Origin of the sequence: Amycolatopsis ponsaeliensis, assembly GCF_030182635.1 — a bacterium.
GTDB lineage: Bacteria > Actinomycetota > Actinomycetes > Mycobacteriales > Pseudonocardiaceae > Amycolatopsis > Amycolatopsis ponsaeliensis.
This window is the reverse complement of record NZ_JAPZLD010000038.1, coordinates 49,773-76,770: the sequence shown is the minus strand read 5'-3', so window position 1 is coordinate 76,770 and position 26,998 is coordinate 49,773. Positions and strand designations below refer to the sequence as shown.

At 68.1% G+C, this 26,998-nt stretch carries 22 protein-coding genes and 2 pseudogenes; 16 read left to right on the top strand and 8 right to left on the bottom strand.

The genetic code is table 11. The annotated features are described in order from the left end of the window. Positions 1–8: 8 nt before the first annotated feature. Together QQ657_RS40855 and QQ657_RS40850 are read right to left on the bottom strand one after the other, a co-directional pair. The gene (locus QQ657_RS40855) at positions 9–713 is read right to left on the bottom strand and encodes an alpha/beta hydrolase (protein ID WP_284747727.1); all 705 of its coding nucleotides are present in this window, start codon (positions 711–713) and stop codon (positions 9–11) included. Next, on the bottom strand, positions 710–1,735 hold the full coding sequence (locus QQ657_RS40850; RefSeq protein ID WP_284747726.1) for a TauD/TfdA family dioxygenase: 1,026 nt from the start codon (positions 1,733–1,735) through the stop codon (positions 710–712). Before QQ657_RS40850 ends, QQ657_RS40855 begins: the two co-directional genes overlap by 4 nt. A gap of 468 nt (positions 1,736–2,203) precedes the next feature. Here QQ657_RS40850 and QQ657_RS40845 point away from each other — a divergent pair, with 468 nt between their 5' ends. After that, complete coding sequence (locus QQ657_RS40845) at positions 2,204–3,553, top strand: hypothetical protein (protein WP_284747725.1); 1,350 nt, start codon at positions 2,204–2,206, stop codon at positions 3,551–3,553. Positions 3,554–3,555: 2 nt separating this feature from the next. Here the strand turns inward: QQ657_RS40845 and QQ657_RS40840 are convergent, their stop codons facing one another. Further along, entirely contained in the window at positions 3,556–3,915 is a 360-nt protein-coding gene (locus QQ657_RS40840; RefSeq protein ID WP_284747724.1) for a hypothetical protein, read from the bottom strand. Between the two features lie 683 nt (positions 3,916–4,598). Between QQ657_RS40840 and QQ657_RS40835 the strand changes: the two genes are divergently transcribed. Continuing rightward, on the top strand, positions 4,599–4,868 hold the full coding sequence (locus QQ657_RS40835) for a hypothetical protein (RefSeq protein ID WP_284747723.1): 270 nt from the start codon (positions 4,599–4,601) through the stop codon (positions 4,866–4,868). Between the two features lie 348 nt (positions 4,869–5,216). Here the strand turns inward: QQ657_RS40835 and QQ657_RS40830 are convergent, their stop codons facing one another. From QQ657_RS40830 to QQ657_RS40820, 3 genes are all read right to left on the bottom strand, one after another. Further along, a complete protein-coding gene (locus QQ657_RS40830) occupies positions 5,217–6,773 on the bottom strand; it encodes a restriction endonuclease subunit S domain-containing protein (RefSeq protein WP_284747722.1) in 1,557 nt (518 codons plus the stop codon). 102 nt (positions 6,774–6,875) lie between these two features. Further along, positions 6,876–7,850: a TRM11 family SAM-dependent methyltransferase gene (locus QQ657_RS40825; RefSeq protein ID WP_284747721.1), complete on the bottom strand. Its 975-nt coding sequence runs from the start codon at positions 7,848–7,850 to the stop codon at positions 6,876–6,878. Between the two features lie 29 nt (positions 7,851–7,879). Continuing rightward, positions 7,880–8,572: a hypothetical protein gene (locus QQ657_RS40820; protein ID WP_284747720.1), complete on the bottom strand. Its 693-nt coding sequence runs from the start codon at positions 8,570–8,572 to the stop codon at positions 7,880–7,882. 523 nt (positions 8,573–9,095) lie between these two features. Here QQ657_RS40820 and QQ657_RS40815 point away from each other — a divergent pair. The 14 genes and pseudogenes from QQ657_RS40815 (at position 9,096) to QQ657_RS40750 (ending at position 25,302) form a co-directional block, all read left to right on the top strand. Then, positions 9,096–10,034 carry a sigma-70 family RNA polymerase sigma factor gene (locus QQ657_RS40815; protein WP_284747719.1) on the top strand — a complete coding sequence of 313 codons (939 nt, stop codon included), beginning with the start codon at positions 9,096–9,098 and terminating at the stop codon, positions 10,032–10,034. Positions 10,035–10,183: 149 nt separating this feature from the next. Next, on the top strand, positions 10,184–10,528 hold the full coding sequence (locus QQ657_RS40810) for a pilin (protein ID WP_491047361.1): 345 nt from the start codon (positions 10,184–10,186) through the stop codon (positions 10,526–10,528). A gap of 435 nt (positions 10,529–10,963) precedes the next feature. Continuing rightward, positions 10,964–12,742 (top strand): TrbL/VirB6 family protein, encoded by a 1,779-nt coding sequence (locus QQ657_RS40805; protein WP_350310745.1) that lies wholly within the window; start codon positions 10,964–10,966, stop codon positions 12,740–12,742. 11 nt (positions 12,743–12,753) lie between these two features. After that, complete coding sequence (locus QQ657_RS40800; protein WP_284747716.1) at positions 12,754–13,812, top strand: PrgI family protein; 1,059 nt, start codon at positions 12,754–12,756, stop codon at positions 13,810–13,812. Positions 13,813–13,817: 5 nt separating this feature from the next. Further along, complete coding sequence (locus QQ657_RS40795; RefSeq protein ID WP_284747715.1) at positions 13,818–15,647, top strand: VirB4 family type IV secretion system protein; 1,830 nt, start codon at positions 13,818–13,820, stop codon at positions 15,645–15,647. Beyond that, positions 15,647–18,145 (top strand): DUF8128 domain-containing protein, encoded by a 2,499-nt coding sequence (locus QQ657_RS40790; RefSeq protein ID WP_284747714.1) that lies wholly within the window; start codon positions 15,647–15,649, stop codon positions 18,143–18,145. Before QQ657_RS40795 ends, QQ657_RS40790 begins: the two co-directional genes overlap by 1 nt. A 19-nt stretch (positions 18,146–18,164) precedes the next feature. Then, positions 18,165–19,244: a replication-relaxation family protein gene (locus QQ657_RS40785; RefSeq protein ID WP_284747713.1), complete on the top strand. Its 1,080-nt coding sequence runs from the start codon at positions 18,165–18,167 to the stop codon at positions 19,242–19,244. An 18-nt stretch (positions 19,245–19,262) separates the two neighbouring features. Then, positions 19,263–20,225 (top strand): C40 family peptidase, encoded by a 963-nt coding sequence (locus tag QQ657_RS40780; RefSeq protein WP_284747712.1) that lies wholly within the window; start codon positions 19,263–19,265, stop codon positions 20,223–20,225. A gap of 180 nt (positions 20,226–20,405) precedes the next feature. Continuing rightward, on the top strand, positions 20,406–21,038 hold the full coding sequence (locus QQ657_RS40775; RefSeq protein WP_284747711.1) for a MarR family transcriptional regulator: 633 nt from the start codon (positions 20,406–20,408) through the stop codon (positions 21,036–21,038). A 43-nt stretch (positions 21,039–21,081) separates the two neighbouring features. Then, positions 21,082–21,580 (top strand): annotated as a pseudogene (locus QQ657_RS56820) (SAM-dependent methyltransferase). A 4-nt stretch (positions 21,581–21,584) separates the two neighbouring features. After that, entirely contained in the window at positions 21,585–21,989 is a 405-nt protein-coding gene (locus tag QQ657_RS40765) for an SAM-dependent methyltransferase (RefSeq protein ID WP_284747709.1), read from the top strand. Positions 21,990–22,099: 110 nt separating this feature from the next. Beyond that, on the top strand, positions 22,100–23,347 hold the full coding sequence (locus tag QQ657_RS40760) for an alpha/beta hydrolase (protein ID WP_284747708.1): 1,248 nt from the start codon (positions 22,100–22,102) through the stop codon (positions 23,345–23,347). 63 nt (positions 23,348–23,410) lie between these two features. Then, complete coding sequence (locus QQ657_RS40755) at positions 23,411–24,631, top strand: sensor histidine kinase (RefSeq protein WP_284747707.1); 1,221 nt, start codon at positions 23,411–23,413, stop codon at positions 24,629–24,631. After that, on the top strand, positions 24,628–25,302 hold the full coding sequence (locus tag QQ657_RS40750) for a response regulator (RefSeq protein WP_284747706.1): 675 nt from the start codon (positions 24,628–24,630) through the stop codon (positions 25,300–25,302). The genes QQ657_RS40755 and QQ657_RS40750 overlap by 4 nt, the downstream gene beginning before the upstream one ends. A 38-nt stretch (positions 25,303–25,340) precedes the next feature. Here QQ657_RS40750 and QQ657_RS40745 read toward each other — a convergent pair. Both QQ657_RS40745 and QQ657_RS40740 read right to left on the bottom strand, forming a co-directional pair. Further along, positions 25,341–25,739: pseudogene (locus QQ657_RS40745) on the bottom strand (transposase); the annotation flags it as partial. Positions 25,740–26,270: 531 nt separating this feature from the next. Further along, the gene (locus QQ657_RS40740) at positions 26,271–26,963 is read right to left on the bottom strand and encodes a hypothetical protein (protein WP_284747705.1); all 693 of its coding nucleotides are present in this window, start codon (positions 26,961–26,963) and stop codon (positions 26,271–26,273) included. Between the last annotated feature and the right edge of the window lie 35 nt (positions 26,964–26,998).

Sequence of the window (26,998 nt, the reverse complement as noted above, 5' to 3'; positions counted from 1 at the left end):
AGTCCAAGTCAGTCCGTCAGGAGCGCCTTGATGAGCATCTTGCGAGCTTCGGGCCGTTCAGCAAACCAAGCCCCTAGCTGATGGCTTGCCTGGCCGAACGTCAGACAGATCAAATCGGCGCTTCGATGCAGTGACTGCTCAATCTCGTGAGTAATAGCTGTAGGGATCACGACGTCCTCTCCTGGGACGGCGAGAACAGCTCGGCCTTCGAACTCTGAGAGGTTCTCAAGCGCGCTGCTATCACGCCATCCGTCGGAGATACGGATCGCATCAGTAAATCCGTCACCAAAGGCCAGCGGCCAAGCCGACCTGCTGTAGACCGCCGGACTACAGAGCACGATGCGCTCGACACGACTACCGTACGCCTGAATCAGGTCTGCAACAGTCTGACCGCTCATGCTGAACCCGATCAAAAACAGTCTAACGTCGTCGCTAGTGAGGTTCTCGATTACTCCACGCGCCTGCCTGAGCCGCCGCTCGAGGCTCAACTTCTCCAAAGCGCCAGTACTGTAGCCGTGACCAGAGAAGTCGAAACTGATTGTGTCGACTCCCGCGCCAGCCAGATCTCTGGCCAGCGGAAGAGTTCTCTCCTTGTTCGCTTGACCAGCGCCATGCAACAAAACAACGCACGGGGCATCCCGCTTGCCGCTCGAGGTACGAACCACAGATAGCTGCTCGTTGTCACAAGCGATAGTAGTTCTGGTTTCAATCATTTCATGACCTTTGGGTGCAGGATCGGGAACTCGACGTCCGGAATCAGTTCTTGCACCGTATCTATACTACGATAGGCAACAAGTCGGAGCAACCATCGATCGGTTCCATCACATTTCGCGGCATACGGTCGCCGAGCATGCACCAACCTCCTATTGTTAACAATGATGACATCGCCCGGCTCTAGGTTGACATCGGTCGCGTTTCGTTCGAGTGTCTCCTCGAATGAGTTCAGAGACGTATCGCCAGGCTCAAGACAAGTAGTCTCAGCGTCGTTGAAGCGGAGACTCGGCCGTGCATTGTCGCCGCCTAAGATGGCACCGAGATAGGGCTCCAACTGCGTACCCCCTTGCCCTGGATTTACCCCGATGCGGTACCGACTGCTCCGCAAGGCGGCATACGGTTCAGGGGCGATATCACCAGGTAAAATACTGGAGACAGTCAGAGGAGTCTTGGTCGGGTTACGCACGCATCCGAGCTGGATAAAGTTGGGCGGGGAGGCCATAAAAGCGTCTTCGCTGTGGAACTTGAATTTCTCCGTAAACCCGCCGCTGTGGTTGGGAACGTGAGACTGCTGCCGAAGCGGGACGATGTCGTTGATCATCCTTCCTTTTTGCTGAGTTGCATACCCGACAGGCGTCCCGTAAAGATACGCAATCGCTAGACACATTGCTTCGAAGCCGCCGAGTCGCCTCGCTTCGCCGTGCACTACCGGCGTGCGAGCTTTGGCGATGCGGCCGAGCGGAACCCGACGAATCACCAGAGCGTCGGCCAGGTGAAGACGAGCGAGCATGAGGACAGCTCGCTGGACACCCTCAGGAAGGGCCGCAGCCCACGCCGGCGCGAGACGGCACGCCTCACGCTCTGCGCATCCGACAGAGTCGATCTTCTCGAGCAGATCGCCGATCCGCTCGTCAACCTTGAAGTCTGTTTCCGCGATGATCACAGATCGTAGCTGCCCGCTCTGACTCCCCTCCGGCAGGTTGCTGGCCATCACATCAATGTTGGCGAACGGACTGGTCACGGCGACACATCCTTGTCAAGCGTTAGTCGTTGACACGTTTGGAAGGCAGGTAGTCGGTGGCTAGCGTCTCGATCGAGGATAGAGCGCAGTCCTGCCTCTGAGCCGATTTATTGCAGTGCTCCGACCGGCGTCCACTTCGCTACAATTTGTGACATGACGTCGCGTGATACGGGAGGAGCGCGTCGCGGCCGGCCGTACGGCTCAGAGCTGGAGCCGGTCGCCTCGGGCGCCATGGCAGTCCAACGGCACAGGGCAGCGTGGCTTCTTCGCGTCAACCGCTTGTACTCGGAGGACGAACGTTGGCATCGACTTAGTACGTTCGCCGCAGCGTTCAGAGGCGGATGCTGGCCCGAACCAGCCGACCAGGGCAAGGTCTCACGCTGGGAAACGAATCGTATTCGCGTTCCGCGGGCAGCAGTACAGCGCTACGAAGAGATCCTTGGGCTAGTACCTACCATTCTGACCTCGATGATCGACGCGATGTACTGGTACGTCTCCCCTATCGGAGACGGCGCCAATGCACTTCAGGTGCGCCCGAACCAAGGAGGAGCCAGTCTCCTACGGGTTAACCAGCTGATCGAGCAGGTTCATTCTGATCAACTTATGACTGCCTCGGAGTGGGAAGAACTCACCATCGCACTCACGGTCGCGCTCCCTCGTGAGGCTACTCAATCACTGGACTGGAGTTCGTTAACTCAGAGACTCGTATCCGAAACGATCATCTCGGACCGGGTATGGTTGACACGGTTTGCCTCCTTTAACCGCCTTTTAGCACATCCGGCTTCTCAGGCTGCCGCGGTTGATGCCACAAGCAGCCTAGGGCGGGATAGGTCTGGTCAGATCTTCGGAGAGACCGTCGGCGCACTTGAGGGTACACGTCATCCAGATGCTAGCACGCAGGTGATACGTCAACTGACAAACCCAACCAATAGTCAGGCGCTTTACGGGGCGCTACTAGCATGCGTCCGAAAGGTTCGGTACAGACATTTCAGCGAACCCCAACTCACCGTCGTAATGGACCTTCTGGCCGAACTTCTGCAAGCGAACATATATGAAGATGACACACGGCTTCTCATAGGCGAGCTTCTTCGAATGTCTCCGACTCATCAGCGTTCGTTTGTGCAGAAGTTTCCGCGACTTACAGTCGACGACCTGGCGCTCTCTCAGGTACTCACACAGGGACGACTGGCCGACAGCGATCTCTCGAAGGCCGTAGTCGATCGCGTCACCAATTCCACGATCGCCAGGATGCCGACCGGCATCGGTAGATTTATCGATAAACAGTTGCCGATACTTATCGATGAAATACTTTTCAGTCCTATCGCAGACGTAAGAATGTACTCAGCGAAATTAGTTGCCGTGACGCCGTACGGCGCCCAACTGGCAGACGTCTTGATCGAAGAGTTGATTAGCAGCAGACTGAAAGGAGACCAAGATCAAGCGGAGGCCATGATCTACGCACTTCGTTTCCTTGGTGGCGCACCAGGGCGCCGCTTCGTCGAACGACTCTTAGTCTCTCCAGGTTTGCCTGCTTCAACTCACGCAATGGCCGCCCGGGTAATTGGGCACCTAGATCACAAAAGCGAAGACACCTATTGGGAGCGCGCACTTGCGTTTCACATAGCGCAGTGGTTAAGGGATAAATCAGACATACGTTCAACCATCCTGCAGCGGATCGTATATGCGCTTGGGATTGCCCGGAATCACAGAATGCTGCTGCGAGTCCGCGGCAACCCTGACGTTCCCGCTCCGGCACGATCTGCCGCGTCTTGGTGGCTGAATATTCCACGGCACATAAGTCAAAGCGCCCTCATCTAACGCTAATTGAAGTTCCGGGACTCAGGCGCCGTTGAGATTAGTTCATCCTGGAGTACCCACATGGACGCCATACCAGCCCGCGGGAAGACCCACCCGTCGAAGCCGATATCTATCGTCCTGGTCGGCGCCGCCTCAGACGACAGCTCGACACGTGAGGCGCCCGGGCTGGCGAAGTAGTCGAGCACGTTGACGTAGCGGATACCCGCCTGCCCGTAGTTGAGCTGGACGTGTAGCCCCTTCGTCGGCCGGGGTAGGTCGAGATAAAGCAGATGCCCGTGACGCTGCACGAGGATCCGGTAGGTGTACGAGATCGTCACTTCGTTGCCTGTCGTCGCAGTCTTGCCAAGTGCGACGGTGTACACCTGTGCACCCCCTTGCGTACCGTCCGCCGTATCGGACGTTTGGCCCCATCGACGGCGAACTGGACAACTTCGAACGTGTCCTGCGAGCTCGCGTCAAGAACCCCGACTTTCTCGAACATCCACTGGCCGTCGACCGTCGGATCACGAAGCAACTCCCGGTACTCCACCTGGTCATTGGTGCTCACGAAGCGAAGCGTCGAGTTGGTCGGCCGGACCTCGTACTCCCAGTGGATCGTGGCAATGAACATCGAGTCCTTGCCCTGCGCCGGGCCGCCGTTCCAAGGGCTAAGCGACACCGACACATCGATGTTGCGCCACCGCTCTGGGGAACGAATGACCTGTTCGCGCAGGTCGGCGTAAGCATCGCGGGCAAGCTCGGCGTCACCGAGGCGAAGCCCAATGGCGTTCGTTGCGATCTTGTCGAGCGTCTCGTGGCCGCGCCCGCGCCCGCTGTCGGCACCGGGTCGCGCTGGCGCTGTCGGCGGGCGAGTTCTTCTCCTCGCTCGATCTGAGCACCCTGTTTGTGCTCTCGCTCGCCGAGGTCCACGGCGGCCAGCTGGACGAGATCGAACGCCGTCGCACGCTGGTCATGGGGATCCTGCTCGGCGAGTCCGGCTCCACGACCATCGGCAAGGTCGCCGAGCGCACCGGTAAAGCACTGGGCCAGTCAGCTCGTCGGCACGGTGCCCGCAGGCACCCTGCTCAAGGTCAACAAAGTCCTGGGCAAGAACTTCGTCACCAAGTACGGCACCAAGCAAGGGATCATCGCGCTCGGCCGGGTGGTCCCGTTCGGTATCGGCGCAGCAATCGGCGGTGGCGCCAACGCCGCCCTGGCCGTCCGGGCCGCCCGACGTGCATTCGGCCCAGCACCGGAGGCGTGGCCCGACGCATCGCTGGATTCCGTGCTTCCGACGCTGGAATCTCAGCTCGTTCCTCCTGATCAGTGGTCCTGACCAGCGCCGGAGCCGGCGACATCGACAACGCCAGCCTGGCTGCGCTGCCTCGACATGCTCCCGCTAGATTCAGCCAGCCGGGCGAACGCCAAGCTCAGTCATGGGCCTCCCTTGATCAGGAACCCAGACTGAGCTGGCACAGGCAGTCGAAGACCGTGACGTCTCCTCATAGCCGCGTACCTAAGGGCAACAGATCTGAGGCCACCGGAAGAGCGCCGCAGCTCGTCATCACGCCGCACTCGATCTTGTGAACTGCGACCTCGGCGATGCCTCGCTCACGACGCTAGTCCTGCGCCGAAGGCAATCCGGCACCTCAGCCAGCCGATCGCCAAGAGCCGATGCCTCCGACTAACTCACTAGTCCGACCTGACGTAGCGCATCCGTTTCCTCGTCAGGCGCAGTGTGCCCGTGTTCGAGGCTCTTCCGCGCGAGCTGACCTTCCACCTTGTCGACGTGAAAGGTCGACCATGTCCGACATTTTGCGCACACAGCACCGACCAGGAACGGGCGAAGCAGGTACAAGCGGTGGTCGCGATCAATCAGATAGAGACTGCCAGTATCCACAGCGCTGTTGGCGTAAGACATGGTCGAGGTTGGCACTACTGGGTGGTCACCTACCAAACGGCGCATAGTCAACGTCGCCTCACCTTGAAGCGAGTCCCACACCACCGACGTGATATCGACCAGAGACCAGTCGGCGAGAAACCGGGCCCGCTCGAGCAACACCGTCAGCTCCCGCAACGCCTCGCTGACTGCGCGCGGCAAATCGACCGGATCCACCGCGCGCAGATGCGCCTCCGCGTTTCTACGCTCCGAAAGGCTCTTACGGGCTGCGGTCGCTTGATCGTCGAGCAGAAAACCACCCAGTTCGTGCAACGGGTGGTCGGGTGCCAGCCCGCGACGTTTCTTCGCGCTACCCGCTTCCTGCAGAATCGCGTTCCAGTCCCCCAAAGTCGGCCCACCAGGTTTGGTGGCCAGTCGCTCGCCCAGAGTCGACACGGCAGTCAACTTGATCTTCGCGCCATGCGCCAGAGCCGCCGTCACCAACGCGCAATAACAGAGCAAGATCTCCGCGGTGACGAGGACAGCCTCGTAGGCGTCTCGATAGTCCTCGGTGCTAACCCTGGCTTCTACCTCTCGCCAGCGTAATGCGATCGGATACGGAAAACGGGTACGCACGACGTAACCGAAGTCGTCCAGCTGGGCAGCAGCCTCGGCCCGTAGCCGCGTCAGCTGTCCCGCAGCGATGATTGCCTTGCGCGCCCCGTCCGTTCCCGGTCCGTCATCGAAAACTGAACCTGCAACTCGCCCGGCTTCGAGACTCCACGCACCGATCTGGCGACCCGCTGTCTCTAACTCGACCAGCGCCGCAGCCAGACCGTCATCAGCCTTCGGAAGCACCATAGTCTCCAAAGACTTCCTGGCGAGTCGAGCTCGTCCGAAGTCACCCGTCGCGTGCTTGCCTACCGCCGTAGACCGGAGGAAAGCCAGCACCAGGCGCAAATGCTCCGAGTCAAGCATGCGCAACGGCCGCAGGATCAGAACGCTGCCGACTGCGACCGCCGGCAGATCCTTATCCTGCACGACGGCGGCCTTGGGCCGGCCACCAGTCACGATCTCCGACAACAGGACATCACCTGGCCGGAGCAGATGGGCATCGGGCACGTCGGACCGCCAGTACTCAAGATCCGTATCAGGATCCCTAATCGAGCCATCAGGCCAGATGTCACGCAGTCGTATCATCCGCACGGCCCCGGGTGTGCCAGCCTTGCAATTCTCGCGATCGTTGGGGGAGAACTGAAGCGAGCGCTTGATAGCAAACACGGAACTGAGGGTCAGCTCGCCAGTCAGGACCTCCACGTTCTCGACCACCTGGTAAGCGAGCTGATCTTCGACCTCGGCCATCGTGCCCCCTCTTCATCGCACGTAAACCCTACGCGACCTGTCAGACGCAGCGCGATGCGAACCTTCGATCCCCAGCTGCGTCGATCGAGCCTGCTGGTGAAACTAGGTCGCAGACAGTCTGCTAAGAACAATGACGTCCTCGTGCGCGATGAGATGCAGCGGCAGACCCGCCTCACGCTGTTTCCGGATGAAGTCGCGCTGGAAGAAGCTGCCGCGCACGACCAACTCGGTGTCCGCGCACCGGGCAAGCAGCGCGACGCACCGCTCGACCGGGACCAGGCCCGCCGCAACGCCGCAGGCGATGACCTGGGACGGGAGGTCGATTAGCTCGGCGTGCTCGCGCCACGGTCGAACCGTGATCATCACGTGGCCGCCCGGCCGCAGGACGCGGGCACATGCGGTGAGGATGCGGGTGAAGCCGGCCAGCAAGCGGTGGTGGCCGATGTTGGCGAGGTTGCCGCGGTCGAGTGCGCTGCCGTAGCGGTAGTGGCGCTTGCTGACCTTTCCGTTCTCGGTCTCCTTGCCCATTCGCACCAGCCCGTGCACCGACGGCCCGTACGGCGGCGATGTCACGACCAGTGCGACCTGCCCGACGTACTCCGGCGGCAGCAGCCTCTCGAGCTGACGGGCGTCGCCGCGCACGACCTTGCCGTCGTGGTCTTGGCCGAGCTTGCGCGCGAACCGCAGGTTCGCGCGGGCGATGTCGACCCAGTGCGGCTCGTACTCGACACCCACCGCGCGGCGGCCGAGGTCGATCGCCTCGACCAGCGTCGTACCGATCCCGCACATCGGGTCCAGCACGACGTCGCCCGGCCTCGTGTAGTGCTCGATGGCGTGCGCGGCGACGGCGGGCAGCATCTTCGCCGGGTGCGCGGTCGACTCCGGCACGTACCGACCCTTGCGCTGTGCGGCCGGTGACGTCTGCGCGGTCGCCCACACCGACACCGGCAGCTCGTCCTCGGCGACCGGCATACCGGCGGGCGGGGCGGTGTCGAGGGCGTCGATAAATGCGCGGGACAGCGGCACGGTCGGCTCGTCGCCCGACGTGTTCGGAGTGCTCGGCGGAGTGGTGGCCATGGCGCGATACCTACCTTTCGCGTGGTCGGTCATCGGAGGTCTTCTCGCTGTGCGACGTCGGCGTGTGCCTGAGCGAAAACGAGCACGTCACCGTGCACGCGGACGTGCGACGCCGATGCGCCGGAAGTTCGCGCGTGGGCGCCGCCGTCGTCGGGTGCCGGTGATCGCGGAACCTGGAGCTGCCCGTTTCGGATCGGGGTGAGCAGGGTGACGACGTGCTGGAGGTAGAGCAGGTCCGCGTTCTGCGCGGCGGCGATCATCTGGCCCGACGGGTCGATCAGCCGTCCCGTTGACCAGTCGCTATGCGTGTAAACCGCGAGGATGCCGCCGAAGGTGAGCGCCTGGGCCGCGGCGAGCGCGACCGCCTCGACCGAGCCGTCGGCTCCGCGGTTCGCGGGCAAGGTCGTGATGATCAACTCGGCCTTAGGAACGCCGACCGCCGGCGACTGGTCGTCGGGGTGGTCAGTGGTCTCGCTCGGCTGCGCGGAGTCGCGGGGGTCGGCGACGAACCCGGCCCCGAACACCCTCGACAGCGACGACGTCTCCGTGGCGCGGCCAAGGGGGACGACATCGACCTCCCGCCCCGCCGCGAGCACGGCGTCCTGCGCGGCCACCAGCTCGGCGGCGCCGCTCTCGTGCTCGGCGTCGTTCGGCCACGGGGCGAGCAGAACCCGGGCGCCGGCGGCGGAGAAGCTAGTGGTGATCGTTTCGATGATCGGCACGGGCCAGGTTTCCATCGGGTCGATCGGTTCCGGTCCGGTCGTCCACACCGTCGGCGGGATGACGTCCTTCTTGTCCGCGCGAGGCGGCTTGCGCGCCGTCGTTCGGCGGGGTGGGCCGCTCAGGGCGTCGGAGACGGGTGCGCCCGGGTACGGGAGGCCGTTGGCGCGGCGAGTCCGAGGTGGACGGGTCGAGTCGTCTCGGTTGGACGGTCGGTCGGCCGCGGGCGGCGGGCGGTGAGTCACGAGCGGACCTCCGGTGGCGAGTACCGCCGAGACGGACCCGGCGGCGTGTGCACTGTCGCCGGCTAACTCCGGAAACGAGGTCGGCAAGAGACACCGTCATCCCAAGGCGATTTGCCGGATCGCCGCAGCGCCGCCACTCACCTAATTTCGGGCGCCGTGAGCTGGGCTGAAACGCTGTTGAAACGGTTGCGAGGCGCTTCTGACCTGGGCTTGAGGCGGTTTTGAGGCGGTCCGGCTGACTTCCTGGCGACGTCACATTCCGCCGTCCAGGAGTGCCGCCATGAACCTGAAGAACCCCTACGCCGAGCCCGGCGTCTTCGACGTCGCCCGCAATGCCTTCGCGTGGCTCGTCACCGGACCCCACCCCGTCAGCCTCGACGGCCGCGACGTTCGCGGCCTCCCGCCGCGGCTGGTGCCGCTGGACGAGGTCGGCGCGCTGCTTCGCGCCAAGAGCTGTCCACAAGAGACCCGGGACGCAGTGTGGACGGAACTCGTAACGCGCTCACGCGCCGAGGGCAGCACGTGGACCGTCGCCTGCGTCGGGCTCGCCCTGCCTGTGATGATCCCGGTCGCGGCCAAGCTGACGAACCGGTTCCGCGGCGACGTCCACGACATCCACGCCGCGGTCCTGACTGGCTTCCTCGAAGCGCTGACCGACGTCGACCTCACCCGGCTGGCCATCCTGGTGCGGCTGCGGTGGGCCGGGTTCCGGGCGGGACACCGCGCGCTGCGCCAGGCCCTCGACGCCGCCGCGCCGGTCGCCGATCTCGGCGTGCGCGGAACCACCGAGGAGCACGTCGGTGGGCATCCCGACTTCGTTCTGCTCGCCGCGGTCGACGCCGGCGTTATCACCGAGGCCGAGGCCGCGCTGATCGGGGACACGAGGTTCGGCGAGCTGTCGCTGACCGACGCCGCGAACGCACGAGGCCAGGCGTACAAGGCGACGCAGCAAGCTCGTCGCCGCGCCGAGGCCAGGCTCGCCACCTACCTCGGGACCGTCGGCGACGAGTGCGCGTCGTTGACGCGGGACCGCCGTGGTGAGCCGCGCAACGGGACGCGGCGCAGCGTGCGGGGGGCGGAGAAGTCGCGGCGTCCGGTGTCTCCCCGGCCACCGAAATCCGGAGTTGGTGAACGCGGGGCCCGACTGCCCGCCTGCCCTCACCCGACCCGGTCCGAACTGGAACCGGGCGCCGTTCAGGAGGCGTCCACATGCGACTGATCCCGTCCCGCCCCAGCCATCGTCACCCGCTGCACGCCCCTGGTCGGCGGCCGCCGAACCGCCGCACACACCACGCGGCCTCCCGGCGGCTGGCTCGTGTCACGAGCTGTCGGCGCACCGACGTTGTGCCGGAAGCTCCGACCTCTCCCCTGCGGCGCTCACGCCGCTGGGTCCTGCTGGCCGGCGTGCTGATCGCCTCGGCGCTGCTACTCGGCGGGTCCGCAGCGCACGCCGAAACCGTCCAGTACGTCGCGCTCGCGCAGTCCGTCGACCAGGTCCTGTCCAACATCCGCGCCTGGATCATGGGCATCCTCGCCGGCGTCGCGCTGGTCTTCCTCAGCATCGGCGGACTGCGCTACCTCATGGCGTCCGGCGACCCAGGCGAGATCGAAAAGGCGAAAGGCTCGTTCAAAGCGTCCGGCGTCGGGTTCGGCCTGGCGGCGCTCGCGCCGATCGTCGTCGAGATCCTCAAAACGATCGTCGGCGGGGTGTAGACGATGTCGCGCCGCATGATCGCACCGGACTGCTCCGGCGAAACCCGTCGAGGGCGACGCACTCGGTGGCTCGTCGCCGTGGCGGTGCTGCTGGTGATCGCGGTCGGCGGGGTCGCTTCCAGCTCGGCCGCGACCGGTCCGCGGCACGCGGCCGCGATCGACCACGCCCAACCGCCGCTGCCACTGCCGCCCGACCCGAGTTGCGCACCCGACTCGGCAGAACCTGCATGTCACTTTCCGAGCGCCAGCGCGACTCCGTCGATTCCGATGTCTCCGTTGCCGCCGATCACCGAGTTGCCGGTTCCGGCGTCGTGCTTCCCCGGCTCCCTGGCACCCGACTGCGCTCCACCGGTCGACAGCACGACGCCGTGTCAGGGGCCGAACTGCATCCCTCAGCCCTCCACGCTCACCCCGAGCACCGTTCCGCCGGCGCCGGTGCCCGACGGTGCCGGCGGGGACAGCGCCGAGTGCGGGCTGACGAGCCTCACCGGATGCATGATCGTCGCCGCGAGCGCGTTGTTCGCCGCTGTCGTAGCGGCCGGGTTGAACCCACTGCTGGACCTGCTCGGCAAAACCTTGCTGACTACGCCGGAACCGGATCAGCTGCCCGCGCTCGGCGCCGCCTGGACCGGCTCGTGGCACATCCTGCTCACCGCCTACGTCATCCTCGTGCTGCTGGCCGGGCTGATCATCATGAGCTACCAGACCCTGCAGGCCCGCTACACCGTCAAAGAACTCGCACCCCGCCTCGTCGTCGGGTTTCTCGCGGGAACGCTGTCGCTGTTCCTCGCAACCAAGGGCATCCAGATCGCCAACGCCCTCTCCGCCGCGGTACTGGGCGAGGGCACCGATCCGGCGGCGATGACCCGCAGCTTGATCACGACGGTTCAGGGCTCGCTGCACGGCGGCGGCCTGTTCCTCGGCGTCCTCGGGCTCGGCCTGGTGGCGATGCTGCTGGTGCTGCTCGTGGTGTTCATCGTGCGGGTGATCGTGACGATCCTGCTGATCGCCGGCGCCCCGATCGCGTTGATGTGCCACGCCCTCCCCCACATCGAAGGCATCGCCTACCTCTGGTGGAAAGGCGTCGGCGGGGTACTGGCGATCCAGGTCGGGCAGTCGCTGACGCTGGTGGTCACGGTGAAGGTCTTCTTCGCCCCCGGCGGGTTCACGATCTTCGGGCCGTCGGTGTCGGCGCTGGTGAATCTGCTGCTGTGCATCGCGCTGATGTACGTGCTGATCAAGATCCCGTTCTGGTTCCTCGCCCCGCTGCGTTCCGGCCGCGGCTCGATGCTCGGACGCCTCGCTCGCGGCGTGATCGCGTACAAGACGATGGGCCTGCTGGCCGGCGCCGGCGCAGCCAGCAAGGGCAGCGGACGACCTCGCGCCAGCGGGCCGAGCGCGCCGGCGGATCCGCCCGCGACGCGGTCGGGGCAGTTCATGCTGCCGATGCGGACACGACGCGTCGCAAAGCCGTTCCCGACTCCGCGACGCGGCTGGGACGAACCTCCGCGCGCAGGCGTGCTCGACGGACGCGGCCCGGGGCCGGGGCAGCTGTCGCTGTTCACCCCGAGCGTCCGCGACGGCGAGACGGGCATGCGCGCGAACCCTCGCGCGTTGCCGCTGACGGATCTGCCGAATGCGCTGCCGGCCGATCAGCTCGGGCTGCCGATGACCGTGCGCCGCGACCCGGACCGGGTAGCACGACGCACCCTCGCCGACGACCTCGCCGCTCTCCCGGCGGCCGGCGTGCCGCGGCGGCAACCCGGGCTGCTGACCTCGGACGGCCGGATCAACCGCAACGCTCGGCCGCCGGCGAAGCTGCCGAACGCGCTGATCGCCCCGAGCGCCGGGATGCTGCCGATCCACCTGCCTCCGCATTCGCCGCGGCCCGCGCGGCGCAGCCTCGCCGACGACCTCGGCGACCCCGCCCGGACCAACCGTGCGCCACAGACCGGGTCGGGTCTGATCACGCCGTCGGGGCAGATCAACCGCGGCGCCCGCGCGCGCCGACGTCCGGCTCCCGACGCATTCAGCGGCAACCGCCCGCTCGCATCCGGGCAGTACCCCCTCCCCCTCGGCCTCCGCCGCCAACCGAAACCCGCACCACCGCCAGCACCTGAGCCGGAGGCCGCGCCGACGCGAGAGCCGGCCGGGACGCAGTTGCCCCTGCCGCTGGACCTGCCGCCTCGGCGGCGTCGCCCCAAGTCGAAGTGAGGTACGCCGTCATGTCCCGTCCCGTGCGCATTCCCGCCGACGTCGACCGCCCCGATCGAGTGCTCGGTCCGCTGACCGCGCGGCAGCTGACGATCCTCGGCGTCACCGGGCTGCTGCTGTACGCGCTCTACGGCGCCACCCGGAGCGTCCTGCCGCTGCCGTTGTTCCTGCTCGTTGCGATACCGGTCGGGCTGGCCGTCACGGTGATCGCGCTCGGCCGCCGCGACGGCGTGGCTCTGGACCGGCTCCTGCTGGCCGCGGTCCGGCAGCGCCGCACACCCGGTCACCAGGTCTCGGCGCCCGAGGGCGTTCAGCCGGCGCCGGAGTGGCTCACCGCCGCCACTACGCAAGGGCGGCGGTCGCGGGAGGACGTCGCGCCGACGCCGTTGCAGCTGCCGGCGCGCGGCGTCACGAACGGGAGCACCGCGGGCGTGGTGGATCTGGGTTCGGACGGGCTGGCGGTGATCGCCGCCTGCTCGACGGTCAACTTCTCCCTGCGCACGCCCGGCGAGCAGGAGGCGCTCGTCGCGTCGTTCGCGCGGTACCTGCACTCGCTGACCGCGCCGGTGCAGTTCCTCGTCCGCGCCGAACGCCTCGACCTCGCACCGCAGATCGCCGACCTCCACGACCGGGCCGGCGGACTGCCGCACCCGGCGCTGGAAGCCGCCGCACGGGACCACGCGGACTACCTCGCCCAGCTCACCCAGCACGCCGACCTGCTGCGCCGCCAGGTGCTCCTGGTGCTGCGCGAACCGACCCGCCCCACCGTCGCCGCGAGCACGAGCTCGGTGCTGTCCCACCTCCGACGTGATGCCCCGGCGCGCGAGGTCGATCCCGCGGCGCGCCACGCCGCCGAACAGCGGCTCGCGCGGCGGCTCAACGAAGCCATCGAGCTGCTCACCCCGGCCGGCATCACCGTCACCGCCCTCGACGCCGCGACCGCGACCGGCGTTCTGGCTGCTGCGTGCAACCCCGACACGTTCCTGCCGCCCTCGGCCGCACTCGCCGGGGCCGACGACGTCGTCACCGCGACCGCCGGCATCTACGACACCGACGACGAAGGACGGTGACCGCGATGTCCCGCACCCAACCCAGTGGTTCGTCGGCCGGAGCGTTCACTCCGGACGCGCTGTCGGTCGGCGCCCGTCACCTCGAGGTCGGCAACGAATGGGTCGCCTCCTTCGGCGTCACCGGCTACCCGCAAGAGGTCTACCCCGGCTGGCTCGCTCCCCTGCTGACCTACCCCGCCCGGCTCGACGTCTCCGTCCACGTCCAGCCGGTCGACCCGGCAACCGCGGCCAGCGGCCTGAAGAAGCAACGCGCCCGTCTCGAGTCCTCGCGCCGCCACCACGCTCGTCACGACCACCTCGACGATCCGGATCTCGACGCGGCGGCCGAGGACGCCGCCGATCTCTCGCGGCGGATCGCCCGCGGCGAAGGCCGGCTGTTCAAGTTCGGGCTCTACCTGACCCTTCACGCACCCGACGAGGACACGCTCGCCGAGGAAGTCTCCGCACTGCGGTCGCTGTGCGCGTCACTGCTGCTGGACGCCAAACCGGCGACATACCGGTCGTTGCAGGGCTGGGTCACCACGCTGCCGCTCGGCCTCGACTCCCTAGGTCTGAAAAGGACGTTCGACACCGCGGCCGCGTCGGCGGCGTTCCCGTTCACCTCCCCGGACCTGCCGCCGGCGGATCCGACATCGACCGCGCCGAGCGGAGTGCTCTACGGCTACAACGTCGGCTCCCAAGGGCTAGTGCACTGGGACCGGTTCGCCTGCGACAACCACAACTCCGTCGTCCTCGGCCGGTCCGGCTCGGGAAAGTCCTATCTGGTCAAACTCGAGACGCTCCGCAGCCTCTACCGCGACGTCCAAGCGTTCGTCATCGATCCCGAAGACGAATACGCCCGGCTCGCCGCGCAGGTCGGCGGCGCCTACGTCCACCTCGGAGCAGGCGGCGTCCGGCTCAACCCCTTTGACCTGCACATCCACGTCACGGCGTCCGGCCGGCGGACCGCACCGGGCGACGCGCTGACCCGGCGCGCGCTGTTCCTGCAGACGGTGCTCGCCGTGTGCCTCGGCACCGAGCTGACCGCCGGCGAACGCGCCGTCCTCGACACGGCCATCATCGCGACCTACGCCGGCGTCGGCATCACCACCGACTCGCGAACGTGGACGCGGCCGGCGCCGTTGATGCGGGACCTGCGCGACACCCTCGGTGCCAGCGGAGACGTTGTCGCCGCGGACCTCGCCGCCCGGTTGCACCCGTTCGTCGACGGCGCGTTCGCCGACCTCTTCTCCGGCCCCACGACCACCGCGCCCGACGGCCACCTCGTCGTGTTCTCCCTGCGGGACCTGCCCGACGAGCTCAAGGCGATCGGGACGCTGCTGACCCTCGACACGATCTGGCGGCGGGTCTCCAACCCGGCCGACCGCCGGCGTCGGCTGGTCATCGTCGACGAGGCGTGGCTGCTGATGCAATCCCCAGAGGGCGCGAAGTTCCTCTTCCGGATGTCGAAGACCTTCCGCAAGCACTGGGCCGGGCTCACGGTCGCGACCCAGGACATCGAGGACGTGCTGGGCAGCGACCTCGGCCGCGCGATCGTGGCCAACGCCGCCACCACCGTGCTGCTGCGCCAATCCCCGCAGGCGATCGACGGCATCGCGGCGACGTTCAACCTGTCCGAAGGGCAGCGCCAGTTCCTGCTCACCGCCGACCGCGGCCAGGGCCTGCTGGGCTCCGGCACGGAGTGGGTTGCCTTTCAGGCCTTGGCGTCGCCGACGGAGAACGTCCTGGTCACCACAGACCCCGCCGAACTCGCCGAGATCTCGCGCGATCTGGGTGACACCGAGCTACCCGACGTCGTGGACCTGGGACCGGCCAGTGAAGGAGCGCGCTCGTGATGCCCGATCACGACTTCTCTTTCCACCAGGGCTGGGTCGGCAGCTACCTGGCCGATCCATGGGCTGCCCTGCACCACGTTCTCGCTGGCGTGGCCGACGAAGCGCTGCGCTGGGGGCCGGTCGGCGTGCCGCTGTTCGTTGCCGTCATCGCCGGGCGGGCAATCGGCCGACGCTGGTGGCGACGCCGCTGCCACGCCACGCTGGTCGCCGACGCGCGGTGCATCACCGTGCTCGCCCCACCGACCGTCGACCCCGCCGGCGGCGCCCTGCTGTGGTCCAACCTCGTCGGCCTGCTGCGACCGAGCTGGCGACGCTGGTTCGCCGGCCAGCCCCACCTCGTGTGGGAGTACCGCTTCTCCGAACACGGCGTCACGCTGCAGCTGTGGGTGCCCGGCGTGATCCCGCCCGGACTCGTCGAGCGCGCCATCGAAGCTGCCTGGCCGGGCTGCCACACCCGCACCGTCGCCGCCGGTCCGCCGCTGCCCGAGCCCGCCGCCGGCCGACGGTCTGTCGCGGTCGGCGGCCAGCTGCGACTCGCGCGTTCCGAGGCGCTCCCGATCCGGACCGGCTTCGACGCCGACCCGATCCGCGGGCTGCTCGGCGCACCGGTCGGCCTCGGCCGCGACGAGTACGCCAGCGTCCAGGTCCTCGCCCGCCCCGTCACCGGCAAGCGCGTCGGTCAAGCTCGGCGTGCGGCCCGGCGAGTGCACACCGGCGCGTCCGGGCGGCTCGGCGGCCGCGTCCTCGACCTGCTCACGCCGGGAGCATCGACAACACGGTCCGGACGCACCCGCGATACCCGCCGGGTCAGCCAGGACCCGCAGCTGTCGCTGGAGTACTCCGCCCAGAACCGCGCGATCGTCGGCAAGCAGCGCGGGTCCCAGTACGAGACCGTCATCCGCTACGCCGTCACCGCCCACCTGGCCGTCGACGCGCCCGAGGCTGAGGTCCAGCGGGCTCGGGACACCGCCCGTGGTCGCGCTCATGCCTTGGCCGCGAGCTTCGCGGCCTTCACCGAGCACAACCACTACACCCGAACCCGCCTCCACCATCCCACCGAAGCGCTCGCCGACCGACGTCTCGGCCGCGGCGACCTGCTATCTGTTCCCGAGCTGGCGGCGATCGCGCACCTACCGGTCGACGCCGAGATCCCCGGCATCGAGCGCGCCGGCGCGAAAGCCGTCGCCCCACCGCCCGGCGTCGCCGTGCCGGGCCCCGAAGTCAAGCCGCTCGGCGTCGCCGACTCCGGGCACGCCCGCGCCGTCGGGCTGCGCGTGCCGGACGCGCGCCACCACCTGCACGTGCTCGGCGCCACCGGGTCGGGCAAGTCGACCCTGCTCGGCAACATGATCCTCGACGACGCGGACGCCGGCCGCGGCATCGTCCTCATCGACCCCAAGGGCGACCTCGTCACCGACGTCCTGTCCCGGCTACCACGCGATGCCGCCGACCGCGTCGTGCTCTTCGACGCCGACTCCAAACAGCGGCCGCCGTGCCTGAACCCGCTCGAAGGTGGCGAGACCGACCGCGAGGTCGACAACCTCGTCTCGGTGTTCCGCCGCGTCTACTCCGCGTTCTGGGGCCCACGCACCGACGACCTCATGCGCGCCGCCTGCCTCACCCTCCGCGCCCAGGACGGCGTACCCACGCTCGCCGACCTGCCCAAGCTGCTGACCAGCGAGGCCTTCCGGACGCGGATCACCGCCGGCCTGCCCGACCCGGTCCTCGCCGGGTTCTGGGAGTGGTACGACGAGCTCACCGACTCCAGCCGCTCCCAAGTCATCTCCCCGCTGATGAACAAGCTCCGCGCGTTCCTGCTGCGCCCGTTCGTCAAGGACGCCATCGCCGGCGGCCGCTCCACCGTCGACATGCACCAGGTCCTCAACGAGGGCGGGATCTGCCTGGTCCGGATCCCCAAGGGCTCCCTCGGCGACGAAACCACCAGGCTCGTCGGGTCCCTCATCGTCGCCCGCACCTGGCAGGCCACCACCGGCCGCGCCCGCGTCCCACAACGCGAACGTCCGGACGCCTCCCTGGTCATCGACGAGTGCCACAACTTCCTCAACCTGCCCTACCCCATCGAGGACATGCTCGCCGAAGCCCGCGGCTTCCGCGTCGCCATGACGCTCGCGCACCAGCACCTCGGCCAGCTCCCCCGCGAGCTCAAGGAAGGCATCTCGACCAACGCCCGGTCGAAGATCTTCTTCAACGCCTCCCCCGAAGACGCCCGCGAACTCGCCCGCCACACGACGCCGCGGCTGTCCGAGCACGACCTCGCGCACCTCGGCGTCTACCACGTCGGCGCCCGCCTGGTCGTCAACGGCGCCGAAACCGAGCCGTTTACCATGACCACCTCGCCGATGCGCCCCGCCATTCCCGGCCGCGCCAAAGACATCCGCGCCGCTCTCCGCACATCCCGGCCTTCGCCGTCGAGACCCGTCGGCGCCACGGCTCCGCCGAAAGACCGCAAGACCGACCCTCGCCGCGCCCAGCTCTGACGTCCAGTTCGGAGGCCCCTTGATCACCACGACCACACGCCAGCACCAGCTCCGGCAGCCACTTCCAGGCCGGACGACGACCCGCATGGCCAGCTCGGTCGAGCACCAGGCGGCGCTCGCGGCCCGGCTCACCGCCCGGGACAAATGGCTGCTGGCCCTGCTCTTCGAGCACCGCGTCCTGACCTCCGCCCAGATCCTGGACGCCGCGTTCCCATCCAGCCGCTCGACCAGTCAGCGTCTGCGCGAGCTGTACCTCTGGCGCGCCGTCAGCCGCTTCCAGCCCTTCCGCCAGCTCGGCTCCGCGCCGATGCACTACGTCCTCGGGCCCGCCGGCGCCACCGTCCTGGCCGCCGAACACGGCTTGGAGGTCAAGGACCTCGGCTACCGGCACGACCGCGCGATGGCCGTCGCCCACAACCAGCGCCTCGCCCACACCGTCGGCGTCGGTGACTTCTTCACCTCCCTGATCGCACGCAGCCGACGTCGTGACCCTGTCCGAGATGGTGAGGGGGTCACGGCCTGGTGGTCGGAGGCCCGCTGCGCCCGCCACTTCGGCGACCTCGTCATCCCCGACGCTTACAGCCGCTGGGCCGGCATCGGCGGCGAGCTGGAGTTCTTCCTCGAGTACGACACTGGCAGCGAGTCGCTGACCAAGCTCGCCCGCAAGCTGCTCGCCTACGCCCGGCTCGCCGACTCCACCGGCATCGCCACCCCGGTCCTCTTCTGGCTACCGACCAGCCGCCGCGAAGCCGGCGCCCGCACCGCGCTCGCCCGTATCCACGCCGACCTCGACCAGAGCGCCGACGTCCCCGTCGCCACCGCGGCCGCCGACCTCCTCGATCCGAGCACGGCGTGCCCGAGCCCGGCCGACGAGGTCTGGCTCCCGCTCAACGCGAGGTCATCGAACCGGGCTACCTCGCCGCGGCACCGGCTCAGCGAGCTGACGCATGCCTGGCCAGCCCTCGCGCCGACGGCGTCCTCCGGCCTCGACGACGCGACGGGCCCGACGTCCGGCCAAGCCGTCGCCTACCGGCTGCCGCCGCCGTCTCCGATGCCGCCGGACGCCACACCCAGCCGAGCGCGCCGGCCCGGGGCCTGACCACGCGAGGAGTGCGTCATGGGATCGAAGATCGCGGTCGGCGTCGCCGCCGTGCTCGCGATGCTCCCGGTGCTGCTCGGCGCCGTGCCGCAAGCCGTCGTCACCTCGCTCACCGGCGCCGGAAGCACAACCTGCACACCCAGCGGCACAAACTCCGCCGGGGTGCCTGGCTATGGGGCCGACCAGCTCGCCAACGCGGCGATCATCACCTCGGTTGGCAGGCAGCTGCAGGTCCCCGAGCCCGGGTGGGTCATCGCGATCGCCGTCGCCATCCAGGAATCCACGCTGCGCAACCTCGACCACGGCGACCGGGACAGCCTCGGCCTCTTCCAGCAACGCCCGTCCCAAGGCTGGGGCACGCCCCAGCAGATCATGGCCCCCACCTACGCAGCGACGCAGTTCTACCGGCATCTGCAGGCCGTCCCCGGGTGGCAACAGATGAGCCTCAACGACGCCGCCCAGGCCGTCCAGCGCTCCGGGACACCCGACGCCTACGGCCAGCACCAGCTGGACGCCGAAGCCATCGTGGCCGCGGTCGCGGGAGTGACCTGCGAGCACACCGGTGGCGGGGACTGCGGAACCATCACCGCGCCGACGTCCGCCGCGCTCACCGCCATCAACTACGCCTGCGGGCAACGGGGGCTGCCCTACGTCTGGGGCGGCAACGGCCCCGAGAACGGTGACACCGGCTTCGACTGCAGCGGCCTGACCCGAGCCGCCTACGGCGCTGCCGACATCGCGTTGCCGCGGACGTCGCGCGAGCAGTACGCCGCCGGACCGCGCGTGCCCGCAGGCGCGCCGCTCCTGCCCGGCGACCTCGTCTTCTACGCGACCACTGGGCGCGTCCACCACGTCGGGCTGTACATCGGCGGCGGCAACATGATCGACGCCCCTGACTTCGGGCAGGCAGTGAAAGTGGAGCCGTACCGTCACCCTGGTGACGACTATGTCGGCGCAACCAGGCCGACCACGCAGCACTGAAAACAGCTTTCTAAAAGCACTTCCGGGCGATACATGCGTCTTGTTTGGACGAACGCTTGACATGAAGCGGTGCACGGAGCGTCCATAGACGTGTAGCCCGAAGCACCGGATGCGCACCGGCGGGCGAACGCCCCGGCCGGGGCATGACCATCCACCGCTTCTTCCGAAACGGAGCTTGTCATGCCCGAAACCAAGAACGCCTCAGCGACCGAAGCCCAGCCGGAAACCGCGGAACCGAAGGTACGACGCGCACTGGCAGCCAATCCCGGCGCGACAACCGCGGCCCTCGCCAGCGCGGCCGGAGTCGGACGCTCCACGGCGTCGAAACTTCTCTCCCGCTGGGCCGCCGAGGGATTGGTCACCCGGACCGCAGGCAAAGACCAGTCGGTCCCCGTCACTTGGACGCTGCGCGACGACGACCAGAACGACAAGGCGGCCGAAGTTGCCACGACCGAAGAAGCGGCGGCCGACACGGCAGATCAGCGCACGGAGGAACCGACCGCTGAAACCGACGCGCGAGAAGGCGATCCTTCGCCCGTGCCCGACTCCGAGGTCGGCACCGGCTGCGCCCCGGCAACGTCAGAAGCCGCAACGACGGACGCACCGAAGAGGGAACGGCTGTCCAAAGGCGCGCTGTACGACATGGTGCTTGCATTCCTGCAGACACATCCCGGCGAGGAGTTCGGACCCGCCAAGATCGGCACGGAGCTGCTCCGGTCCAGCGGCGCAGTGAACAACGCCCTGGAAAAGCTCGTCACCAACGGCCTGGCAACGAAAACGTGTGAGGCACCGAAGCGCTTCACTTCCAGCTGACCGCAGCACATTCAGCAGGGGCGGATCGGTTCTTCTGACCTCGATGTCTGCCATGTCGTCTGAGATCGCTGCGTGGTCCCAGACGAGCAATGATGGCATCCATGGATCACCCCCTCGACACCTCGGTGGCCACCCCGCTCGGCGCTACAACTACTTGCTCGGCGGCAAGCACAACTTCGCGGCCGACCGGGAGTCCGGCGACGAGATCGCCGAGTTCTTCCCGACCATCCGGGTCATGGCAGTGGAGAATCGGCGCCTGCTCCGGCGGGCCGTCGGTTACCTGGCCGAGGAGGCCGGTATCCGGCAGTTCCTCGACATCGGCACCGGCCTGCCGACCGCCGACAACCCACGAGGTGGCCCAGCGGATCGCCCCCGAGAGCCGCATCCTCTACGTCGACAACGACCCGCTGGTGCTGGTGCACGCACGGGCCCTGCTGACCAGTTCGCCCGAGGGCCGCACCGACTACGTCAACGCCGACCTGAACGATCCGCAGGCGATCCTGCGCCGGCCCGCCCTGCGGGAAGACCCTCGACCTCGGTGAGCCGGTGGCCCTGGTGCTGCTGGCGGTGCTGCACTTCATCACCGACCGCACCCGGGCGGCCGAGTTCGTCCACGAGCTGATGGCCGCCCTACCCCCGGGCAGTTACCTGCTCGCGTCCCACGCGACCCAGGACTTCGAGACGCCGGAGGCGATCGCGACCTACCGGACGATGCTCGATCAGGGGCGCTCCGACGTGTGGCCGGCGACCCGCGCCGACATGGCGGCGGTGTTCGACGGATTCACGCTGATCGAGCCCGGCATCGTGCCGGCCGGCGAGTGCCGGCCGGCGAGTGGCGGCCGGCCGCGGGCACCGAGATTCCCGACCCGAAGTCGGTCGGCCTCTATGCCGGGGTGGCCCGCAAGGACTGACCGCACGATCCGCGGCCCCGATCTCCATCGGAGGTCGTAAGGCCGAGTTCCGGCCTGCGACGGATGTGCCGGACCACGGGTGGACGGAAGGGTTCAAGCCACGGCGCCGGTCGTCCGGCCGGCGCCATCGGCAGCCCGAGGGAGTTCACCATGGTCGAGCACGCGAATTCGCAACGAAGGCGCCAGCGTAGAACGCTGTCGGTCCTCGCCGGGGCGGCCGTGGCCGTGGTCGCCGCCGCAGTGGCGGTTGGTTCGGTGCCGTTCGCGCGGGCCGAGGCATCGCTCGTGCCGGCGACGTCGGACGGCTGGGCCGGGATCGTCCGGGACGAGGTCACGATCCCGATGGACGGCGGGTGGGTGTCGAAGGGCGAGCTCACCTATCCGCGCGGCGCCAAGGGCCGGCTACCCACCGTGGTGCTGCTGCACGGCAGCGGCAAGAACGACCTGAACGAGACCGTCGACACCGGCGCGACCCCGCTCGAGCAGGTCGCCCAGACGGCGAACCACCAGGGCTTCGCCGTGCTGCGCTTCAACAAGCGGGGCGTCGTCGACGTCGGCCCGAAGCTGAGCGATAATCCGGCCTTCCTCTATCCGGCCAAGCCCTATGAGCAGGTGGTGCGGGACGCGGCCGCGGCCGTACGATTCGCCGCGAAGTCGTCGCGGGTCGACACCGGGCGGCTGTTCCTGTTCGGCCACAGCGAAGGGACCCAGGTGGCGAGCAACCTGGCCGCCGCCCCACGGACCTACGGCATCCCCGGTCCGGCCGGCGTCGTCGAAATGGGCGTGGTCAGCGGTACGCCCCGCGAGGTGGTGTATTACCAGGCGGTCGGAGCGGGTCTGGGACAGTTGCACGACGAGTTCGACTTCGACGGCGACGGCCTGCTCACCGCCGACGAGGTCACCAAGGGTCTGCTGGGTCAACCGGCCGACACGGCGCAGCAGTTGCGCCCGCTGCTGCTCGACGGCGTGCACGACGACAAGGTCAACAGCCGGCTCGACGCGAACGGCGACGGCAAGCTGGCCATCGACGCCGAGGTGCGCCCGGCCGTGGAGGCCGCCGCTGGTTTCGCCAAGTACCCGAATCTCACGAACGCCCCGAAGGGCTTCGCCGACTACCTCGTTGACATCGCCCGGTTCCCGACCCCCGCCCAGGACCTGGTCCACTACCACGGCTCGGTGCTGCTGCTGAACGGCCAGACCGACATCCAGACCCGGGTGCGCGGTGCGATCGTCACCGACGCCGCGCTCACCACGGCCGGCAACCGCGACCACAAGCTCATCACCTACCCGGGCATGGGTCACTTCCTGAACGTGACTCCCCAGTACAACCCGGCCGAGGCCAACCCCGACCCGGTCGTGCTGGCCGACATCGGCAAGTGGCTCGCCCGGCACCGCTGACCATTCTCGGGTGCGGCCGCGACCCGGCCGCACCCGCACCGACCCCCCGAATCCGGACAGGCCATGACCGATTCCGTACGGCCGTGGGACGCACTCGGCCTGACCTCGCCGTTCCGCCGCGACTGTGCTTTCGCGGCGCTGGTGGCGCTCCTGTCGGCGACCGTGCTGTGGTTTCCCGACCCGACCGTGACCGCCACCGGCTTCGTCGTGCTGACCCTGCTGGCCGCGCAGGCGATCGCGCTGTGCCTGCGCCGGGTGCGGCCACTGGTGTGCATCGCACTGGTGCTCGTCCTGCAGACCGTGCTCTCCACCGTCGTACCCACCGGGCAGGGGGTGCGCGGGCCGGCCGTCGCCATCGCGGTCTACACCTGCGGCACGCTTCTGACCGTACGTCGTTCGTTCGCCCTGGCCGCCGCGGCGGCCGGCACCGAGATCGCCGGCTATGTCTTGTTCAGCGCGGTGCCGGCCACCTTCGGACCCGCCCCCGTGATGCAGCTGTCCGCAGTGGTCGCCCGCGCCGCCGGGCAACTTCTCGTGGCCCTGGCCGCCTACGGCGGCGCGGCCCTCATCGGCCAGAACGTCGCCATGCGCCGCCGCTACGCCGAACTCGTCGAGCTCCGGGCCGCCGAGGCCGCCCGGGCCCAGGCCGCCCGGGTCGAGTCGGCGCTGGCCGCCGAACGCACCCGGATGGCCCGCGAACTGCACGACGTCGCCGCCCATCATCTGACCTCGGTGATCGTGCAGGCCGCCCTGGTGGAACGCCTGGTGGAACGCGACCCTGCGGCCGCGCGCACCGGCGCGATCACCGTCCGCGAGGAGGGCCGCAAGGCGCTGAGCAACCTCCGCTTCATCGTCGGCGCCCTGCGGGAGGACGGCACCAACGGTGCCCCGGCGGCCGGCCTGGCCGGGATCGCCGAGCTGGCGTCCGGCCAGGGCGCCTCGCTGACCGTCACCGGGGAACCGCGCGACGTCCCGCCGGCCGCCGACATGGCCTTCTACCGGGTCGCGCAGGAGGCGTTGTCCAACGCCCGTGATCACGCACCGGGCGCCCCGGTTACGATCACCATCCGGCACCGCCGCGACGGCACCACCCTGCTGGTACGCAACGACCCACCCGCGGTCGTCGCAACACCCACCAACGGCGACCGCCGCGGCTTCGGGCTGATCGGCATGCGGGAACGCGCCACGCTCATCGGCGCGACGCTGACCGCCGGCCCGGCCGCCGACGGGGGCTGGCAGGTCGAACTCACCGTGCCGCGAGCAGAAGGGGAACCACCTCCGTGATCACGGTGCTCCTCGTCGACGACCAGCAGTTGCTGCGGGCCGGCTTCCGTTCCCTGATCGAACTCGCCGACGACATCCGCGTGGTCGGCGAGGCGTCCAACGGCCCCGAAGCCGTACGCCTCACCCGCCTGCTGTGCCCCGACGTGGTCTGCATGGACGTCCGCATGCCGAACGGCAACGGCCTCGACGCCACCCGCGAGATCGTCCACGAGATCGAACCGGCCCCCGCGGTTCTGGTCCTGACGACCTTCGAGCTGGATGAGTACGTGTTCGGCGCGCTCGAGGCGGGCGCCAGCGGCTTCCTGCTCAAGGACACCGAACCCGACGACCTGGTCGACGCCATCCGGCGGGTCGCCGCCGGCCAGGGCCTGGTCGACCAGTCGGTCACCCGTCGCGTGATCCGCGAGTTCGCCCGCCGCCGCCCCGCCGCCGCGTCCGCCCCACGCCCGGCCGCCGGCACCGCCGACGCGCTGACCGCCCGCGAGGCCGAGATCGTCAAACTGCTGGCCCAGGGCATGTCCAACGCCGAGATCGCCGCCGCCCTGGTCGTCGAGGTAAGCACCGTGAAGAGCCACCTCAGCCGAGCCATGTCCAAGATCGGCGCCCGCGACCGCGTACAGACCGTCATCTGGGCCTACCGCAACGGCCTCATGCCAGCAGACCCGGACTGACCCTCGACACCTGCGGCAGACATCCCATGTTTTCAAAGTCAAGTCTGGGGTTGAAGGTGGGCCCAGGCGGTGGCCTCGTCGTAGGCCGTTCTGGTCTTTAGGCAGCCGTGCAGGATGCCGACGTGGCGGTTGCCGAGCTGGCGTAGAGCAGCCTGATGGCCGGTGCCGCGCTCCCGCGGGGATTGGTAGTAGGCGCGGGCGCCCGGTGTGCCGCGCATCGCGCAGAACGCCCACTGATGCACCGCGTCAGCGAGACGCCGGTTGCGGGCGTAACGAGCCAGCACGACCCGGCGACTGCGGGATGGCGCGGGTGAATCCGGTGAGGTGCCGGCGTAGTTGCGGCGGCCTTTGCCGTCGGCGTAGTGGTGTGGGTCGTCACCGAACTCGCCCAGGATCCGGGCGCCGAGCGCCGTCCCGGGGCCGGGCAGGCTCAGGTAAGCCCCGTTCAGCGGTCCCGGTGCCGGCCAAAATGGTCGGCCATCTGTGCATCACGAAGGTCGCCGGGCAGCCGAAACCTGACCAGCGCATCCCCGGATCCGCCGGTCATGACGGCCTCCTCGGCAACAAGAACGGAATCTAATGGGCTCAACACCTACACCTGTGCGATTACTGCGAGCGTGACCGTGGCGCGCGCGTCGGCGACACCACGCGAACGGCCCACCATCAACTTGTGCCACGCGGAATCTCACGAGAATGTCGTCGATGACATTCGCATGACACCGACGGCGAGATTGCGACACAAATCGTGAGACCCTACACCCGTCGCGTCGAGCGGCCGGGTCAGCGGAAGTCACGACTCTTGCCCGCGAGGGCGCGCAGGTCCAGCGGGGCGATCTGGTCAACGCCGACCGACGCGGTGCCCTGGGCGACCTGTGCGATGCCTCGCACCACGATGGCCGGGCTCTGCAACGTCCGCCTGAACCGGCGAAATTTCTGGTGTGGGCTTGCGCTGTTCCTTCGAAATGCTTTCAGGTCGTCGTAGTCGAGGCGAAACCCAGCAGGCGAGCCAACTGCGGTGTGATCGCGGCAGCGCGATCACAAGGGACGAAGAACGACATCTCCACGTAGGGCGAACGAGTGTCCAACTGGATGCGCGATTGCCCGTCGTCGAGTCGGCACGAGGTGACGCTCGGCAGCCCGGGCACGAGACGCACTGGCCCGCCGAATTGTTGCGCGAGGTCGAGCGCGGTTGCGCGTTCTTGCGCCAGTCGCTCACGGCGTCGGGCGTTGCGTGCCCGGATGCGGTCGGCCCAGTATCGATAAGTGGGAAGCACGTCCTCTTCGAGGCGGTCGGCCACTTCCTTGATCGGCGTGCGAGTCTCCACGACCAGCGGGCGTGGGCGATAGTCCCTGGGCATGAACCAGCCCGGCGGGTACTTCAGACGAGGGTGGTGGACGTACCCGGCAGGCTCGACCCACCCGGTCGCGAATTCGTCCTCGTCATACGGCAAGACGGGTTGGATGGTGTAGGCCCATGGCCGTCGGTTCCTTACCGGATCGATGCGCAGGGCATCGCCTGATGGGCCGAGGAGCACCATGCGGCCGTATAAGCTGGTCATGTAGCCGTAGTTGCGTACATAGGTCGCCAGGCCCCACGACTCGGCCAGGTCGGATGTCAGATCGAGTACTGCGCCGATGATTCGCTCTTCGCGGGTAGCCATGTCGGTTCACCTTTCCGTTGTTGTTCGGGGGTATG

Bases quoted from the DNA above. Each gene is read 5' to 3' on its own strand.
- QQ657_RS40855 (WP_284747727.1), bottom strand. From the start codon at position 713: ATGATTGAAACCAGAACTACTATCGCTTGTGACAACGAGCAGCTATCT.
- QQ657_RS40845 (WP_284747725.1), top strand. From the start codon at position 2,204: ATGATCGACGCGATGTACTGGTACGTCTCCCCTATCGGAGACGGCGCC.
- QQ657_RS40830 (WP_284747722.1), bottom strand. From the start codon at position 6,773: ATGGCCGAGGTCGAAGATCAGCTCGCTTACCAGGTGGTCGAGAACGTG.
- QQ657_RS40825 (WP_284747721.1), bottom strand. From the start codon at position 7,850: ATGGCCACCACTCCGCCGAGCACTCCGAACACGTCGGGCGACGAGCCG.
- QQ657_RS40815 (WP_284747719.1), top strand. From the start codon at position 9,096: ATGAACCTGAAGAACCCCTACGCCGAGCCCGGCGTCTTCGACGTCGCC.
- QQ657_RS40800 (WP_284747716.1), top strand. From the start codon at position 12,754: ATGTCCCGTCCCGTGCGCATTCCCGCCGACGTCGACCGCCCCGATCGA.
- QQ657_RS40795 (WP_284747715.1), top strand. From the start codon at position 13,818: ATGTCCCGCACCCAACCCAGTGGTTCGTCGGCCGGAGCGTTCACTCCG.
- QQ657_RS40790 (WP_284747714.1), top strand. From the start codon at position 15,647: ATGCCCGATCACGACTTCTCTTTCCACCAGGGCTGGGTCGGCAGCTAC.
- QQ657_RS40780 (WP_284747712.1), top strand. From the start codon at position 19,263: ATGGGATCGAAGATCGCGGTCGGCGTCGCCGCCGTGCTCGCGATGCTC.
- QQ657_RS40775 (WP_284747711.1), top strand. From the start codon at position 20,406: ATGCCCGAAACCAAGAACGCCTCAGCGACCGAAGCCCAGCCGGAAACC.
- QQ657_RS40760 (WP_284747708.1), top strand. From the start codon at position 22,100: ATGGTCGAGCACGCGAATTCGCAACGAAGGCGCCAGCGTAGAACGCTG.
- QQ657_RS40755 (WP_284747707.1), top strand. From the start codon at position 23,411: ATGACCGATTCCGTACGGCCGTGGGACGCACTCGGCCTGACCTCGCCG.
- QQ657_RS40740 (WP_284747705.1), bottom strand. From the start codon at position 26,963: ATGGCTACCCGCGAAGAGCGAATCATCGGCGCAGTACTCGATCTGACA.